At 47.6% G+C, this 16806-nt stretch carries 16 protein-coding genes; 14 read left to right on the top strand and 2 right to left on the bottom strand.

Features of this window, described 5'->3' with window-relative positions; all coding sequences use genetic code 11:
- Positions 1-64 precede the first annotated feature (64 nt).
- The 10 genes from def (at position 65) to spoVM (ending at position 9431) form a co-directional block, all read left to right on the top strand.
- On the top strand, positions 65-553 hold the full coding sequence (def, locus tag M1D71_RS19295) for a peptide deformylase (protein WP_145322836.1): 489 nt from the start codon (positions 65-67) through the stop codon (positions 551-553).
- A gap of 12 nt (positions 554-565) precedes the next feature.
- Positions 566-1519, top strand: coding sequence for a methionyl-tRNA formyltransferase (gene fmt, locus M1D71_RS19290; protein WP_458123263.1), 954 nt, complete (start codon positions 566-568; stop codon positions 1517-1519).
- Positions 1516-3018: a 16S rRNA (cytosine(967)-C(5))-methyltransferase RsmB gene (gene rsmB / locus M1D71_RS19285; RefSeq protein WP_458123262.1), complete on the top strand. Its 1503-nt coding sequence runs from the start codon at positions 1516-1518 to the stop codon at positions 3016-3018. Before fmt ends, rsmB begins: the two co-directional genes overlap by 4 nt.
- Positions 3019-3271: 253 nt before the next feature.
- Positions 3272-4312 (top strand): 23S rRNA (adenine(2503)-C(2))-methyltransferase RlmN, encoded by a 1041-nt coding sequence (gene rlmN / locus M1D71_RS19280; RefSeq protein ID WP_062836114.1) that lies wholly within the window; start codon positions 3272-3274, stop codon positions 4310-4312.
- A gap of 7 nt (positions 4313-4319) precedes the next feature.
- Complete coding sequence (locus M1D71_RS19275; RefSeq protein WP_145322830.1) at positions 4320-5096, top strand: Stp1/IreP family PP2C-type Ser/Thr phosphatase; 777 nt, start codon at positions 4320-4322, stop codon at positions 5094-5096.
- Positions 5093-7297 carry a Stk1 family PASTA domain-containing Ser/Thr kinase gene (pknB, locus tag M1D71_RS19270; RefSeq protein WP_458123261.1) on the top strand — a complete coding sequence of 735 codons (2205 nt, stop codon included), beginning with the start codon at positions 5093-5095 and terminating at the stop codon, positions 7295-7297. The genes M1D71_RS19275 and pknB overlap by 4 nt, the downstream gene beginning before the upstream one ends.
- A 61-nt stretch (positions 7298-7358) precedes the next feature.
- The gene (rsgA, locus tag M1D71_RS19265; protein WP_458123260.1) at positions 7359-8267 is read left to right on the top strand and encodes a ribosome small subunit-dependent GTPase A; all 909 of its coding nucleotides are present in this window, start codon (positions 7359-7361) and stop codon (positions 8265-8267) included.
- Between the two features lies 1 nt (position 8268).
- Positions 8269-8928 (top strand): ribulose-phosphate 3-epimerase, encoded by a 660-nt coding sequence (gene rpe, locus M1D71_RS19260; protein ID WP_017687456.1) that lies wholly within the window; start codon positions 8269-8271, stop codon positions 8926-8928.
- A gap of 3 nt (positions 8929-8931) precedes the next feature.
- On the top strand, positions 8932-9183 hold the full coding sequence (locus tag M1D71_RS19255) for a hypothetical protein (RefSeq protein WP_062835351.1): 252 nt from the start codon (positions 8932-8934) through the stop codon (positions 9181-9183).
- Positions 9184-9350: 167 nt separating this feature from the next.
- A complete protein-coding gene (gene spoVM, locus M1D71_RS19250; protein WP_019424875.1) occupies positions 9351-9431 on the top strand; it encodes a stage V sporulation protein SpoVM in 81 nt (26 codons plus the stop codon).
- A gap of 194 nt (positions 9432-9625) precedes the next feature.
- Here spoVM and rpmB read toward each other — a convergent pair whose 3' ends face one another.
- Positions 9626-9814 carry a 50S ribosomal protein L28 gene (rpmB, locus tag M1D71_RS19245; RefSeq protein WP_017687459.1) on the bottom strand — a complete coding sequence of 63 codons (189 nt, stop codon included), beginning with the start codon at positions 9812-9814 and terminating at the stop codon, positions 9626-9628.
- A gap of 637 nt (positions 9815-10451) precedes the next feature.
- On the opposite strand from rpmB, the gene M1D71_RS19240 reads away from it, so the two are divergent.
- The 4 genes from M1D71_RS19240 to M1D71_RS19225 all read left to right on the top strand — a co-directional run bounded on the left by M1D71_RS19240 (position 10452) and on the right by M1D71_RS19225 (position 15611).
- Complete coding sequence (locus M1D71_RS19240; protein ID WP_458123259.1) at positions 10452-12260, top strand: DAK2 domain-containing protein; 1809 nt, start codon at positions 10452-10454, stop codon at positions 12258-12260.
- A gap of 28 nt (positions 12261-12288) precedes the next feature.
- Positions 12289-13152 carry a DegV family protein gene (locus M1D71_RS19235; protein ID WP_458123258.1) on the top strand — a complete coding sequence of 288 codons (864 nt, stop codon included), beginning with the start codon at positions 12289-12291 and terminating at the stop codon, positions 13150-13152.
- A gap of 10 nt (positions 13153-13162) precedes the next feature.
- Positions 13163-15208 (top strand): ATP-dependent DNA helicase RecG, encoded by a 2046-nt coding sequence (recG, locus tag M1D71_RS19230; protein WP_458123257.1) that lies wholly within the window; start codon positions 13163-13165, stop codon positions 15206-15208.
- Between the two features lie 115 nt (positions 15209-15323).
- A complete protein-coding gene (locus tag M1D71_RS19225; protein ID WP_458123256.1) occupies positions 15324-15611 on the top strand; it encodes a stage VI sporulation protein F in 288 nt (95 codons plus the stop codon).
- Between the two features lie 445 nt (positions 15612-16056).
- Here M1D71_RS19225 and M1D71_RS19220 read toward each other — a convergent pair whose 3' ends face one another.
- Positions 16057-16617, bottom strand: coding sequence for a TetR/AcrR family transcriptional regulator (locus M1D71_RS19220; RefSeq protein ID WP_458123255.1), 561 nt, complete (start codon positions 16615-16617; stop codon positions 16057-16059).
- Between the last annotated feature and the right edge of the window lie 189 nt (positions 16618-16806).

Raw genomic sequence — 16806 nt, 5'->3', positions numbered from 1 at the left:
GAATACCCCAAAAATACAGATATCGTCCTGAAATTATGATGAGGATTAGGAAGGTGCTTACAACATGTCGATTCGCATTATCGTTCAAGAACCAGATGAGGTGCTCCACAAGAGAGCCAAAGAAGTAACCAAAATTACACCAAACGTACAAAAATTGCTGGATGATATGGCTGACACCATGTACGATGCGGAAGGTGTGGGTCTTGCGGCACCACAGGTCGGCATTTTGAAACGTCTGATCGTAATTGACGCAGGTGATGAGCAAGGGCTGATCAAGATGATTAACCCGGAGATCATTGCAAGTGAGGGAGAACAATTCGGACCAGAAGGTTGTCTGAGTATCCCTGGAATTAATGGTGACGTTCGTCGTTTTGAGACCGTGACGGTCAAAGGTCTGGATCGTGAAGGTAAAGAGTTGATTATTACGGGTAGCGGCCTGTTGTCCCGTGCATTCCAGCATGAAATTGATCATCTGGATGGCGTACTCTTTACGGATATCGCCGAGAAAGTGTACGAAATTGCAGCAGATCAAACGGGACCGCGTCGTAATTAAGGAGTGATCGATTTGAATATTGTTTTTATGGGAACACCTGAATTTGCAGTTCCTTCTCTCGATATGCTGATTGCAGAGGGATACAATGTGGTGGGTGTGGTGACTCAGCCTGATAAACCACAGGGGCGCAAAAAAGTACTTACGCCAACACCGGTTAAGGCCGCGGCAGAACGCCACGGTCTGCCGGTGTTTCAACCTGTTAAATTGCGTGATCCGGAAGCCGTAGCCCGCTTGGCTGAATGGAAGCCGGATCTGATCGTTACCGCGGCCTTTGGACAGATTCTGCCCAAAGCCGTGCTGGATATGCCTGTTCGCGGTTGTGTGAACGTGCATGGCTCTCTTTTGCCGAAATATCGTGGAGGAGCCCCGATCCAACGTTCCATTATTAACGGAGAATCCGTGACAGGAGTCACATTGATGTATATGGCTGAAGGCCTGGATACCGGAGATATGATCTCGCGTGTGGAACTGCCAATTACGGATGAAGATACATCAGGATCGATGTTTGATAAATTAAGTGAGGCTGGTTCCAAACTGCTTCAGGCAGAAATGCCACGATTGATTGCAGGCGAGACAACGGCGGTCCCTCAGGATGATGCCGAAGCTTCGTATGCCCGCAATTTGACTCGGGAAGACGAGAAAATGGACTGGAGTCGTACTTCACGCGAATTGTTCAATCAGATCCGCGGCCTTGTGCCATTTTCGGGTGCATTTACGATGTGGGATGATCAGGTCTTCAAGATCTGGGCTGCGGCTAACCCCGATCAGGTGGATCTGGCAACTTCTTCGGATGCTGGACAAGCAGAGCCGGGAACGGTGTTGCAATTGAACAAAGCAGGGATTGAAGTTCGTACAGGTAATGGCTCGCTCTGGTTAACTGAGGTGCAGCCTGCAGGCAAAAAGGTGATGCAAGCCGCTGACTTTGCTCGCGGTGGTACACTGAAACCGGGAACGGTGCTGCGATGAGCGGTAATACATCGGGGCGTTCGTCAGGCAAAGGCCATAAAGCCACAGGAAATACATCCGGGCGTGAAGGAAACCGTCGTCCGAATTCAGGTAAATCGGGTGGCGTAGGAAATGCTTCCGCTAATGGTGCATCTCGCTCCCAGAAACCCAAAACATCTGCTCGTGCCTTGGCAGTGAAGGTGCTTAGTGCAGTTGAGCAAGATGGGGCATACAGTAATCTGGAGTTGAACCGTCGTCTGAAAGAGGCGGATTTAAGCCCCGCGGATGCCGGACTAGCTACTGAATTAGTGTACGGAACAATCGCTAGATTGAATACACTTGATTACTTTTTGGAACGTTACGTTGCCAAAGGGGTATCCAAACTGCAACCTTGGGTTCGCAGCCTGCTGCGGATTAGTGTATATCAGATGATATACCTGGATCGTATTCCGGAACATGCCGTGGTGAGCGAAGCGGTCAATCTGGCCAAGAAACTGGGCCATCAGGGAATCTCGGGCATGGTGAATGGTGTGCTCCGCAATATGATCCGCAATCGGGATGAACTTCGTATTCCAGAACATCTGCCCGTTGCCGAACGTATTTCACTTGAGCATTCCCACCCGTTATGGATGGTTGAACGCTGGATTGCCCAGTACGGCGAGGAGACGGCGGAAGCTATCTGTCGTGCGAATAACGAGCCGCCAGCGGTGAGTGTTCGGGTCAACACTACGATGACCACACGGGAGAAACTGATGCATGAGATGAGCAGCACAGGTGCAGTTGTTGAAGCTTCTCAGCTGAGTTCCGATGGTATTCTTGTACGTAGTGGCGGAAACATGGCTCTAACGTCCTGGTACCGGGACGGATTGTTCTCTGTACAGGACGAAAGTTCCATGCTCGTGGCTGAAGCGGTTGCGCCTGAAGAAGACCAACTCGTATTGGATTGCTGCGCAGCGCCAGGTGGTAAAACAGCTCACATGGCGGAGAAAATGCACGATCGCGGTCGTATTGTCGCTAACGATGTACATGCTCACAAGCGCCAGCTGATCCTGGATCAGGCGGAGCGTCTCGGTCTGAGTTGCATTGATGCTGTAACAGGGGATGCTCTTGATCTGAATGAGCGTTATCCGGAAGCGTCGTTTGACCGTATTTTGCTGGATGCACCATGTTCCGGTCTTGGTGTTATTCGTCGCAAGCCCGATGTGAAATGGACCAAATCCGTAGAAGATATTGAAGATATCTCCAACCTGCAGCGTGAACTGCTTGATCGTGTGGCGCCGTTGTTAAAACCAGGCGGGATTCTGGTTTACAGTACGTGTACCATTGAACCTGTCGAGAATGAGGTTATGGTCGCAGACTTCTTGAACCGACATCCGGAATATAGTCCAGCGGAAACGTCCGTCTGGTCCGATGCGGAGACAGTGAACCTGAAGGTCGTCAACGGTGGGGTTCAGATTTTGCCACAATTCGCTCACAGCGACGGATTTTTCATCGCACGGTTGACAAAAACAGTGGAATAACAGTTTAATAGAGCACGGAAGGATGGCCGCCGAGGGGAACTTCGGCGGATTTCTTTGTGATGGGACTTCGAGTTTATGGTCAGACAAAAGGGATGACAGGGTGCGATGGTGGCATTGAGGTGTTATAATGCATGAAGTACAGACATCAAGGGTATACATGGATGTAAAGTGGTCTTTGTGATAGAATAGGACGAATGGAATGTAAAGTAGGAGCCAAACGAAAAGAAAAGAAGGAATAGGTGTTGACAACAAAATGAAACCTTTTATATATGATTATTCTCTGGAAGAACTGCAGCAATGGGCTGTGGAGAATGGGGAGCCGGCGTTTCGCGGTGGTCAAATCTTTGACTGGATTTATGTAAAACGCGTGAACGATTTTAGTGAAATGACGAATCTGTCCAAGCCATTGCGTGAAAAGCTGACAGAGCAATTTGAATTTGTAACGCTTAAGGAAATTACAAAGTTTGAGTCCAAGGATGGGACCGTAAAATTCCTCTTTGGTCTTCATGACGATCATGCCATTGAGACAGTAATCATGAAGCACAACTACGGAAATAGTATCTGTGTAACCACACAGGTTGGATGTCGTATTGGTTGTACGTTCTGTGCGTCCACATTGGGTGGGCTCAAGCGTAACCTTACGGCTGGTGAGATTGTTGCTCAGGTTGTGCAGGCCCAGAAAATTTTGGATGAACGCGGCGAGCGTGTCAGCAGCATCGTGATCATGGGTTCGGGTGAACCGTTCGAAAACTATGAAGCAACGATGACTTTCTTGCGCATTATGATTCATGAAAAAGGACTGAACATTGGTCAGCGTCACATCACGGTTTCAACAAGTGGAATCGTTCCGAACATCTACAAGTTTGCGGATGAAGATACACAGATTAACCTCGCCATTTCGATCCATGCACCAAATGATGCACTGCGTTCGAAATTGATGCCGGTTAACCGTCGTTTTCCTTTTGAAGACGTGATGGAGTCCCTTCGTTATTATCTGGCCAAAACAGGTCGGAGAATTACGTTTGAATATGCACTCATTGGTGGGGTAAACGACCAGCCAGAGCATGCAGCAGAACTGGCAAGCGTGCTTAAAAACATGTTGTGTCACGTTAATCTGATTCCGGTTAACCATGTTCCTGAACGCAAGTATGTAAGAACATCGAGAAGCGACATTTTCAATTTTCAGAAGATTCTCTCGGAACAGGGTGTTAATGTAACCATTCGTCGTGAACAGGGACATGATATTGCTGCCGCTTGCGGTCAGCTTCGTGCAAAGCATATGGAGTTGAGGTGAGAACGTTTTGATCAAAACAGTTCATGTGAGCCATATCGGACGGGTGCGTTCGGTGAATGAAGATTCAGCCTGGATTCGTAATCTCGATACAGGATATATTCTGGGTATTGTTGCCGATGGCATGGGTGGACATCTTGCAGGGGATACGGCAAGCCGCTTGGCAGTGGAGACGTTGGTGCACGATCTGGGAACGCTGGAACCAGGTCTGTCGCATGCGTCTCTGTCTGCAGCTCTCAGCGATGCTATTTTGCATGCCAACGAAGTCATATTCCGCACGGCATCTACAGATGACAAGTACCACAACATGGGAACAACGGTGGTTGCAGCGTTATTGAACGATACGGAAGGTGTTATTGGACACATCGGTGATAGCAGAGCTTACAAAATTGCGAACAAAGCTGTGATCCAGCTGACCGAGGACCATACACTGGTGAATGAATTGTTCAAAAACGGCCAGATCAGTAAAGAGGATGTGTCTCATCATCCACGTCGCAACGTGCTGACTCGTGCGCTTGGAACAGATGCCGAAGTGAAGGTGGATCTGGATACCGTTAAGCTGGAGGAAGGCGAAGTTCTTCTCCTGTGTAGCGACGGTCTCAGTAACCTGGTCAGCAATGAGCAGATTATTCAGGTTGCCGGCAATCAGGAACTGGCATTGGAAGATCGTGCAGACCGACTGCTTCAGTTGGCTTTACTTGCTGGTGGAGACGATAACATCACGGTTGCATTGTTCGAGTTGCAGAAGGAAGGTTCCGTGGATACGGAAACGGGGTGTGAGTCATGATTGGGCACCAGCTAGGCGGACGTTATGAAGTAATTGAGCGAGTCGGCGGTGGCGGCATGGCTCTCGTGTACAAAGCCCAGGATCTTCTGCTGAACCGGAATGTAGCGATCAAAGTCCTTAGACAACAGTTTGTGCATGACGAAGAGTTTATTCGCCGTTTCCGCAGGGAAGCACAATCGGCAGCCTCACTTTCTCATCCCAATGTAGTCAGTATTTATGACGTGGGACAGGAAGATGACGTTCATTATATTGTCATGGAGTATGTGGAAGGCAAAAACCTGAATGAAATCATTAAAGAACGTGCGCCTCTGCAGGTGGATGAGTCGGTAAGAATTGCTTCCCAGATCGCAGACGCGCTTGATCATGCACATCATAATCAAATCATTCATCGGGATATCAAACCCCATAATATATTAATTGGCCGGAATGGCCGTGTGAAAGTAACAGATTTCGGGATCGCTCGTGCCGTTACATCTACAACAATTACGCAGACAGGTTCCGTAGTCGGTTCTGTACATTACTTCTCACCGGAGCATGCCAAAGGCATCGTTACTGGCGAAAAATCGGACTTATATTCTCTTGGGATCGTATTGTACCAAATGCTGACTGGGCAACTTCCGTTTTTGGGGGAAAGTCCAATCAGTGTAGCATTGAAGCATTTGCAGGAAGAGTTCGATGAACCACGCAAATTCAATCCTCTGATTCCGCAAAGTGTGGAAAATGTCATTCTGAAATCGATGCGCAAAAATCCGCAGGAACGTTATCAGTCAGCCAAAGAAATGCAGACCGATCTGGAAACTTGCCTGATGCCGGAGAGACGCAATGAAACGAAGATTGATTTTCCGGATGAGGATGATATAGACCAGACTCGCGTTATGCCAGCCATCAAGCCTGAACCGCGCGGAGTTACATCGACGGGTGCAGTGCCTGTGATGGAGTCTGACGATGAAGCAGGCAAAGCGAAAGCAAAGAACTGGAAGAAGCCAACACTACTCATTTCATTAACTGTTCTTATTCTAATCGCCATGGTGGGGGTTGTATGGTATGTCAAGGGTATGCTGGTTGTACCTGAAGTTACCGTACCTAATGTGATCACCCAGACGGAAGAAAAGGCTCGGGAAATACTCGAGGAGAAAGGACTCGTCGTCAGTGATGAGGTCATCCGTCTGTATCAGGAAGATGTCGAACCCGGTATTGTTTTTGACCAGAGCAGAAAAGAAGGCGATGTCGTCAAAGAAGGTTCCGAGGTCCAGATCAGTGTTGGTGCAGAAAAAGAACTGGTGAAGATGATTGATGTCAAACAAGAGACTTATGATGAGGCTCTCAAGAAATTGACTAAGCTTGGTATTAAGGAAGATCAGATTCAGCGGAAAGATGAGTTCTCCAATGATGTGGCTTCAGGTACTGTTATTTCCCAGACACCTGGCGTCAATGAGGAATTCGATCCAGAGGCGGTTCAGATTGAGTTAACCGTAAGTAAAGGCGCCGAAACGGTTAAAATGCCTGAACTGAAAAATCTAACCCGCAGTGAAGCCGAAGAAAAAATTAAATCTGCTGGACTTGTGCTTGCTCAGGTGCAGGAAGAGTCAAGTTATACGATGGCACAGGGCAAAGTGACGCAGCAATGGCCTGTGGAAGCTGGCGCAGAGGTGAGTCCTGGCGATAAAATTACGATCTTTATCAGTACAGGGTACCCGCCTGAAGCGCTCCAATATCCGTTCAATATCAATGTATCACCCAAAGAAGATGGCAAAAACAGTAAAATCCGTATCACGTATGAAGATGCACGCGGCAAGAATCAGGAATGGGGAACTCGCACCGTCAATTCAACCCAGACGCTAACCATTCCACTTGTGCTCGCTCCAAATGAAAATGGGGCAGTGTCCGTGTATCGAGATGGACAGTTCCTGGACACGTATCTTGTCTCCTACAGTGAAGCCAAAAACGGAACAGTGAGTGTACCTTCCATTGACCCGGAACAAAGCACACAGCCACCGCCAGAGAATGACCCTGATCCGGGTGTAGGTAGTGGTGAAGAGGGCAGTGTTGACCCCAACCAGGAAGGTGAGCCTGAGTCTACACCGGCAGATGGTGAGGGCGACAGTGAAGAGGAAGACACCTCTGCCATGAACAACGACAAAGGTCATGGCAAAGGAAAAGAAAAGAAAACGGAAGTAGATAACGCATCAAGCCGTCCATAAGGGCGGCTTATGCTGGCGTCTGGAGTAAATGTACCACCATCTAAAGGAGGGCGACGGAGCTATGCCAGAAGGTATCATCGTTAAAGCGCTAAGCGGTTACTATTATGTCATGCCAGTGGAAGACAACGGGGTTCCTTCGGTTGAAGGTTCCGCCGTTCAATGCAGAGCCAGAGGTATCTTCAGAAAGCGGGGAACCTCACCGCTTGTAGGTGATCGCGTCAGCTACATGTTGACTGAGAATGGAGAAGGAACGGTAGATGAAATTCGGAAGCGTGAGACGGAACTTATCCGTCCTCCTGTAGCCAATGTAAGTTTGGCTGTTTTGCTGTTCTCAGTGAAGGAACCGGATATGAACCTGAATCTGTTGGACAAGTTCCTTGTTCACATCGAACAGGCGGGGCTGGATGCACTCATTGTGTTGACCAAACAGGATTTGGCAGATCCAGCCAAAGATATCGTTGCTGAAGTGAAAGCATTGTATGAACAGGTGGGTTACGAAGTAATCTCGACAAGTTCACGTACCGGTGAAGGCAGTGAATTGCTCAGGGACCGTCTGGCTGGTAAGATCAGCGTATTCTCCGGACAATCCGGTGTAGGCAAGTCTTCGATGTTAAATGCATTGATGCCGGGCCTGACGCTGGAGACAAATGCGATCAGCATGCGCCTCGGACGAGGGAAACATACCACCAGACACGTGGAACTTATACCCCTGGATAATGGCGGGTTCGTTGCAGATACGCCGGGATTCAGCCAACTGGACTTCCTGGAGATCGGTGTGGAGGAACTCTCTACTTGTTTCCGGGAATTTGCCCAGTTTGCAGATCAGTGCAAGTTTCGAGGCTGTACCCATACACATGAACCAGGATGTCGTGTGCTTGCGGCCAAGGAGGAGGGTCTAATCTCCGAAAGCCGATATCAGCACTATGTGCTGTTCCTTACCGAAATGAAAGATAAGAAGCGGAGGTATTAACATGATTAAAATTGCCCCATCGATATTATCAGCTGATTTTGCCCGACTTGGCGCGGAAGTTGCAGAAGCCCAAGCTGCAGGAGGAGACTGGATTCATGTTGACGTTATGGACGGTCATTTCGTCCCTAATATTACGCTTGGACCTGCGATTGTAAAGGCGATCGCTCCACATACAAGCTTGCCGCTCGATGTGCATTTGATGATTGAAAACCCGGAGCGTTATGTTGAGGAATTTGCCAAAGCGGGCGCAGCGGTAATTACCGTTCATGCTGAGGCTTGTGTACATCTGCACCGCGTTATTCATCTGATTAAGGAGCAGGGAGTGAAGGCAGGGGTTGCCCTTAATCCGGGAACGCCAGCGTCAGCCATTCTCGAAGTTTTGGATGATGTTGATATGGTTCTTGTCATGACAGTAAATCCTGGTTTTGGCGGACAGGCATTTATCTCGGGCACCATGAACAAAATCAAGCAGATTCGTACCTGGTTGAATGAAAAGGGGCGCCATGATGTACATATCGAAGTAGATGGCGGAATTGCTGCGGACACAGCCCCGCTTGTGGTAGAAGCTGGAGCAGATGTACTCGTTGCCGGAAGTGCTGTATTTGGCCGTGAGGATCGTGCTGCTGCGATTACTGAAATTCGCCGTAGCTATGGGGGCTAATCTATGACCCTTAAGGAGACGCTGTGGACGATGGCTGCGAGTCTTGCGACGGGACTCGTGCTTGCTTTGTTTGCGGTTATTCAATCCCCGTATAATGCCATTACGTCATTGATCGGGGTGGGCGTTGTTATTATGTATTTCCGCAAATTTGATCGTACGGGACATCGGGTTACTTTTGTTATATTCAGCATACTGTATTATTTATTAAGTGTTTTCATGATCGCTGTCTATCAATATATTCCTTCCCAAACGTAAATGACCTGATCTTCGGGCTTGTCATTGTGGAATAGGGATCGAAGGTTCCGCATAAATATGGTTACATGAGCAGGTTTCTCATGTAGCCTTTTTTGTCGTGTTTGAGGTAAAGAAGGCCTGGAGCATAGGATACGGCGGACGCATGAGCATGATGGGGAGGGTGAATTATGAAATTTTACACATTCAAACTGCCGAAGTTTTTGGGAGGATTTGTAAAGGCGATTCTTAATACGTTTCAAAAGAACTGATCAGATTGATAAGGTAACAGGGAATACCGCCGCTTTGGCTCAGGCTTATCTGGAATTCGTACCTGCGAAGCGCCATGCGGCGGCCATTCACATGTTAATGAGCGTATTCAAGATCCCTTTTTTTGAATACCAAAAAAGCACCTGCAAGGAACAAGGTGCTTTTTGCTTACCCGATTTATAGTAGCTTTGCGTGATTATACGCGAGTCACTTTACCGGCTTTCAGTGCACGGGTGCTTACGTATACACGTTTTGGTTTGCCGTCAACGAGAATGCGGACCTTCTGAACGTTTACGCCCCAAGTACGACGGTTACGGTTGTTAGCGTGGGATACGTGGTTACCGGTGCCCGGTTTCTTACCTGTCACATAACATTTGCGAGACATAGATTACACCTCCTATCCTAAAATAACCAGTTGCCTTCGGAAACGAGAGATCATTCCATAAGGACTAAATTGTTCTTCCTGATCATCAAGATCAGGTTTCAGTAGCTAATGGTGTTGTTCAAGCCGGATGACCGGATCATTTCCATTACTTAACCTGCATAAAACAATACTTGAATATAATATCATAATCAAAAAAGCTTCGTCAACTGATCCAAAAACTTTATTTATTTCTCCTGTCTAATATAGTACAATGTTGAATAGTCCATAATACAGTGGTGAACAGGCTGTTGCCGCGGGAAAGTCGGAGAATAAACCGTATCTAGAGGTCGGTGGTCTGCTTTTTTGGCAACGCTGTGAGCTGCGGCATTCCATCAATTGGCACCAGTCTCCATGCGGCATTCATGTCGGCTCTTGATACCGGTGCATATCCGTATGCCCCGAAGTTAGGGGTGCAGAGAGTGCAGGATATTGGTAGCCCGGCCGCCCAGACCGTTAATCCGGCTGACATTATGTATTGTATGCCTGTGCCGGACAAGGTATGGACGAAGAATAACGCAGTCCGCGTTAGCGCATGAACAGACCAGACACATCTTGGTGCAAGGTGTTCGTGTATCAAGCTAGGAAGGGGAATTCTCACTTGAGTATACGTTCTTTAAATGGAACAGATTTCACCGCAATGGTACTTGCCGGAGCGGAACAACTTGGACAGCATGCAGAGCACGTCAATTCCCTGAATGTTTTCCCTGTGCCGGATGGTGACACGGGAACGAACATGAATTTGACAATGAGTGCAGGAGTTGCAGAGATTAAAAGAAAAAGTTCTGCCTCCATCGGCGAAGCTGCCGGTATTCTATCGAAAGGCTTGCTTATGGGCGCACGGGGGAATTCGGGAGTTATTCTATCGCAATTGTTCCGTGGATTTAGTCGTTCAGCTGCTCCCTTTGAGGAACTGAATACGCTCCAATTTGCAGCAGCCCTGCAGAACGGTGTTGACGCAGCTTACAAAGCTGTCGTAAAACCCGTGGAAGGGACCATTCTTACCGTAGCCAAGGAAGCGGCCAAACATGCCAGCTACTACGCAAGACGGACGAATGATATTACTGAATTAATGAATGAAGTTTTGTTAAAAGCAAAAGAAGCACTGGCAATGACTCCGGAATTACTGCCTGTATTGAAACAGGTTGGTGTTGTGGATTCAGGTGGTCAGGGGCTTGTATATATCTACGAAGGCTTTATGGAAGTGTTGCTGCAAAGTGACGGAGGAAATCGTACTTCCTTGAAGAAAGAATCGACTCCAGCTGCGGCAGCATCTGCATTGAAACCGGCTGCACCGGCAGAAGTGGTTGTCAAGAAGCCTGCACAGCAGGTAATTGCACCGGAGATGCCGTTGTCTGCTCAGGCGAGATTGGAAACGGAAGATATTGAGTTCCTGTATGATATGGAATTTTTCATTAATCGTGAGCTTGGAGAGAACGCAGGAGTGGCATTCGATGACGAGGCATTCCGGAAAGCGTTGTCAGTTAATGGGGATTCGATCATCATCATTGCCGATGATGAAGTGATCAAAGTTCATGTCCATTCCAAGACACCAGGTGATGTTTTAAATCTGGCACTGCAATATGGTGAAATCACACAGATTCATATTCTCAATATGCGTGAACAGCATCGGGATCTGCTGACGGCAGGAATGGATATTGCGCCTTCACCTGAATTGTTTGCAGACATTCCACCTGAGGCAGCGCGAAGCCTGGAAGAGGCTGTGCTTCCTGCAGATGAGATGGCACCGTATGGTTTTATTGCGGTATCCTCCGGTGATGGTATTGCAGAGATCTTCCAAAGTCTTGGCGTCGATGTCGTTCTGTCCGGTGGACAGACGATGAATCCAAGTACTGAGGATTTTGTGAAAGCCGTTCGTTCAATTGCTGCGGAGCAGGTATTCATTCTTCCGAATAACTCGAATATTGTACTGGCTGCCGAGCAGGCGCGTGAATTGCTTGAAGATGAGCGCCGGATTACGGTTATTCCAAGTAAGACCATCCCACAGGGAATGGCAGCTGCGTTTGCTTTCCAGGAAGACGAGTCTGCGGAAACGAACCGTGACCAGATGCTGGAGGCAATAAGCCGGGTACAGTCCGGTCAAGTGACTCATGCGGTTCGTGATACGCAATATGATGACTTGGATATCAAGGCCGGGCACTACATCGGTATTCATAACTCCAAAATTGTAGCGACGGATGAAACCATGCTTCAAGCATGTGAAGATCTGCTCAAACAGATGATGGAGAGTGGAGATGAAGTGGTGACGATCCTTGAAGGGGACGAAGCTGACCCTGAGGTTACCGCTGCCCTCGCTGCATGGCTTGAAGAACACTATCCTGATGCTGAGGTAGAGGTACATGTTGGAGGACAGCCAGTGTATTATTATTTGTTCTCCGTAGAGTCCTAATAGCACTCTAGCGAAGAGGAGGAGAGTCATGAGCCACAAGGTTGCGATTGTAACGGACAGTACGGCAGATATTCCCGAAGAACTCATTCGTAAGTACGGGATGCACATTGTTCCACTGCGTGTTCTGTTCGGGGAAGAAACATATGCAGACGGCATTGATCTGACTTCGGAACAGTTCTATGAAAAATTGAAGAAGGTATCTGTGTTGCCCACAACTTCACAGCCATCTCCAACCGATTTCATGAATGTGTATCAAGCACTGCTGGATGAGAACCCGGAACGCCCGATTGTATCCATCCACCTGTCATCCGGCATGAGTGGTACCTATCAATCGGCCATGCTCGGCAAGTCTTTGCTGGAGCGTGAGGGTGACATCACCGTGCTGGATTCGAAGTCAGCATCTTATGGATACGGTCTGATGGTGGTACAGGCTGCTGAACTTGCCGAACAGGGCAAGTCAGCAGTCGAAATTACTGCGGCTATTGAAGGGATGCAACAATCTCGCAAGTTGTTCTTTCTCGTAGATACTCTGGAGTATCTGCAAAAGGGCGGTCGGATTGGCAAAGCTTCAGCCATCTTGGGAACGCTGCTTAATATTAAGCCGATCCTGTCTATTGATGAAGAAGGCGTTATCTACGCAGTTGAGAAAGTCAGAGGTCATAAAAAAGCAATGGCACGCATTATTGAGCTGTTTCAGAAGGATCTTGCAGGCAAACGGGTTAACCTGGCGGTAGGGCATACCGCAGACCCGGGTTCAGCGATCGCTTGTGCAGAGCAGCTGCGTGGTCATTTTACACTGAATGAAGTGATCTATACCAATATTGGAGCTGTAATAGGCAGTCATGTTGGGCCTGGTGTCATTGCGATCTTTATGTGGCCTGTTCCGGAATGAGGGATTAGACATGAAATTGGAAGAAATATCGGTTAAGCAAATTAACGGCGTGAGTGCTCTCAAAGAGGGAGAGCTTCACGCCTTTGGCATCTCTACTGTTAAAGATCTTCTGGAATATTATCCCTTCCGTTATGAGGATTATCGTCTGCGTTCGCTTAGTGAAGTGAAAGATGGAGACAAGATCACCGTCCAGGGACAGGTGATGGGTATTCCTGTATTACAACGATACGGCAAAAAGTCCCGTCTCACCTGTAAGATCATGACGGAAGAATGGATGATTACAGCAACGTGGTTCAATCGCCATTTCCTCAAAGAACAGCTTACGCCCAATCGGGAGATTGTGATTACAGGAAAATGGGAACAAAAACGTATGCAGATGACGGTCACTGATTCAGAGTTCCCGGATAAAGGCGATGGGCGTTCAGGCACATTGCAACCTGTATACTCGGTAACCGGGAAGCTCACGCAACAATGGATGCGCAAAACGATCAATCAGGGATTAATCCAATTCGGAGATATGATTCCCGAGATTCTGCCCCAATCGTTGATGAAGAAATATAGTCTGATGCCACGCAAGCAGGCGATTGCGGGGATTCATCGTCCGCAGGACAACCGGGAAGGTCAACAGGCCAGACAGCGGATGGTGTATGAAGAACTGTTTCTGTTCCAGTTGAAAATGCAGGCGTATCGTGCGTTGAACCGGAATCGCATGGATGGCATGGTACATACTACGGACAATACGACGATTCGTGAGTTTGTACGCAGTTTGCCTTTTGAATTGACAGATGCCCAGAAAAAGGTGGAGCTTGAGATTCTGCACGATATGCGTTCCCCCTATGCAATGAACCGCTTATTACAGGGAGACGTGGGCTCCGGTAAAACGGTGATTGCGGCGATTGCGCTCTATACAACGGTTCGATCCGGTTTTCAGGGGGCTCTGATGGTGCCTACAGAGATTCTGGCGGAGCAGCATATGCGGTCACTGCAAAAACTGTTTGAACCGTTTGGGGTAACCGTAGGGCTGTTAACGGGCAGTGTAAATGGGCGTAAGCGTAAAGATCTGATCGCATCGTTGCAAATGGGCATGATTGATATCGTGGTGGGTACACACGCCCTGATTCAGGAAGATGTCTTCTTCCGTGATCTGGGTCTTGTGGTGACGGACGAGCAGCATCGCTTCGGTGTGAATCAGCGCAGCGTTTTACGACGCAAAGGATATAATCCGGATGTGTTAACGATGACGGCTACACCAATTCCGCGGACACTGGCCATTACGGCATTTGGGGATATTGAGGTATCCACGATCTCGGAACGTCCGAAGGGACGGATTCCAATCTCTACGTATTGGGTCAAACATGACATGATGGAGCGAGTGCTCGGTTTTATCTCCAGAGAAGTGGATCAGGGACGTCAGGCCTATCTGATCTGTCCACTCATTGAAGAGTCGGAGAAGCTGGATGTCCAAAATGCCATTGATCTGCATGTACAGATGCAGCAGAACTTTCCGAAATATCGCGTGGGTCTGCTGCATGGCCGGATGACGGCCGCGGAGAAAGAAGAGATGATGCGCGACTTCTACAGCAATGATATTCAGCTTCTCGTCTCGACTACCGTTGTGGAGGTTGGGGTCGATGTGCCAAATGCAACATTGATGGTCATTATGGATGCGGACCGCTTCGGGCTGTCACAGCTGCATCAGTTGCGTGGTCGGGTGGGTCGTGGGGCCCATGCATCCTATTGTGTACTCATTGCCGATCCAAAGACGGAGGTTGGGCAGGAGCGCATGAAGGTGATGACGGAAACCGAGGATGGATTCGAGGTATCTCGTCGGGATCTGGATCTTCGGGGTCCAGGTGATTTCTTTGGTACAAAGCAGAGTGGATTGCCTGAGTTCCGTCTTGCCGACATGGTTGCCGATTTTGCTGTACTGGAACAAGCCAGAGATGACGTAACCCACTTGATTGAGGATGCGACCTTCTGGACGTCTATGGACTACGCACCTTTGCGTGATTTCCTACAGCAACAGCAAGTGTTCAAAGGCGATTTAATTGACTAAGGTTTGCCGATACGACTGGATTTTTCATATTACCTTTGTAAAAATAGACAAGTGTACAAGCCCTCCCGACATATGAATAGGAAGTGAGTTTATTCTTTGGGAGGTGCTGTACGTTTTGGGTTACCAACAATATGGAATCAGTCCGCAGCTGGTGGAGCGGATCAAATTAAAGATGAAAAATCCTGCTGTCAAAGAGCGTATCAAAAGGTTGATTGATGGCGTGACCAAGTCTGATTTGCAAGATAAGGCCAAGGTCAGAAGGTTGGTCAAGTCTTCGGCAGTCATTATGAATGAAAATTTCTCTACGGCGCAGGAGGAGCAGTTCGTTGCTTTTGTACTCGCACAGAAGATTGATCCGAACAATACGTTTCATCTGATTAAGCTGTGGGGGATGTTTAGGTAGGGATACGATGTAATGTTGGGTGGGTTAAAATGAACTACAGGGTGTTACACGTGGCCACTACGAGTGCAGTACCATCTTTCGATCGCTGTTATCCCCGGATTTTTTTGAATTACCCTTTGAAAGGGTAAAATCCGGGGATAAAGGCGAGATTATGCTTACGAAGTAGCTTTCTTTCAGAAAGCTTTTAGCTTCGCTTCTCCAGATTGGTTCTGCACTCTCCGTTACTGTGTAGCTGGAGTTCATTTTATAAAAAACCAAATTACATCGAATGTGTATGAGGTAATTTTAGGTAAGGGCGGACCCTAAGTCAGAAAGATGACTTAGAGTCCGCCCTTTTTGTTCGTTATAAGCAGGGACAAGCCTTATGGCAACGTCTCGGTTGATTATGCTCAACCCAAATCCCTTGAAAATGATGAAGCACTTTTAGATGGTGATTCAAGATCGATTATAAATTCCTTTCTAACAATGCCCCCACTCGTTGTGCCATATAGTGAGGGGGGGAGGGCTTTCCATTCTTGAACCACCATTCCACTACCCCTACGATAGCAGCTCCAAAAAATTGAATAATCACATCTTCACTGTCACCGTGACTTAATCCTTGAGAACTTCCTTCGGTTATGGTTTCTACATTCTTTAACTCTTGGAGGACAAACTCAAGGAACCGACTGCGAAAAAAAGGTCCTCCTTGATTCGCCAACATCGTTGAAAAGAATAAATAATGACTCTCAAAGTACTCGAACCATAACAATACCGCATCAAAATAAACGGTATTATTAGCTGCTAATTCACAGAGTTTCCGTAGTTCGTAAATATGTTCTTCGATTAGCTTATCTAGAAGATCAAATTTATCTATGTAGTGAAGATAGATGGTTCTTCGGCTAACATTTGCCCTATCGGAAATTTCTTGTATAGTAATTTGATCCATTTTTTTTTCAATCATCAGTTCAATCAGAGCTTTTTTTATCGCTTCTTGAGATTTGATTATTCTTCTATCCACCTTAGACACTGTGAGTCACCATGCTTTCTAAAATAAATTACACAACTTCAAATGATTTGTGAACAAATGCACGAATTACGGTTATTTGGTCATTGCTGACGCATTATTTTTTTGTTTATGATTATACACAGTTGTTACCTAATACACCATTGTGCATTTTTATGTGGATATTAATTGAACCAGTAGGAGCCGATCTTC

This window comes from Paenibacillus sp. Z3-2 (genome assembly GCF_054161325.1).
Note: the sequence above shows the minus strand (reverse complement) of the source record. Positions and strands in the feature narration are given on the sequence as shown.

Bases quoted from the DNA above. Each gene is read 5' to 3' on its own strand.
- def (WP_145322836.1), top strand. From the start codon at position 65: ATGTCGATTCGCATTATCGTTCAAGAACCAGATGAGGTGCTCCACAAG.
- rsmB (WP_458123262.1), top strand. From the start codon at position 1,516: ATGAGCGGTAATACATCGGGGCGTTCGTCAGGCAAAGGCCATAAAGCC.
- rlmN (WP_062836114.1), top strand. From the start codon at position 3,272: ATGAAACCTTTTATATATGATTATTCTCTGGAAGAACTGCAGCAATGG.
- pknB (WP_458123261.1), top strand. From the start codon at position 5,093: ATGATTGGGCACCAGCTAGGCGGACGTTATGAAGTAATTGAGCGAGTC.
- rsgA (WP_458123260.1), top strand. From the start codon at position 7,359: ATGCCAGAAGGTATCATCGTTAAAGCGCTAAGCGGTTACTATTATGTC.
- rpe (WP_017687456.1), top strand. From the start codon at position 8,269: ATGATTAAAATTGCCCCATCGATATTATCAGCTGATTTTGCCCGACTT.
- M1D71_RS19255 (WP_062835351.1), top strand. From the start codon at position 8,932: ATGACCCTTAAGGAGACGCTGTGGACGATGGCTGCGAGTCTTGCGACG.
- spoVM (WP_019424875.1), top strand. From the start codon at position 9,351: ATGAAATTTTACACATTCAAACTGCCGAAGTTTTTGGGAGGATTTGTA.
- rpmB (WP_017687459.1), bottom strand. From the start codon at position 9,814: ATGTCTCGCAAATGTTATGTGACAGGTAAGAAACCGGGCACCGGTAAC.
- M1D71_RS19235 (WP_458123258.1), top strand. From the start codon at position 12,289: ATGAGCCACAAGGTTGCGATTGTAACGGACAGTACGGCAGATATTCCC.
- recG (WP_458123257.1), top strand. From the start codon at position 13,163: ATGAAATTGGAAGAAATATCGGTTAAGCAAATTAACGGCGTGAGTGCT.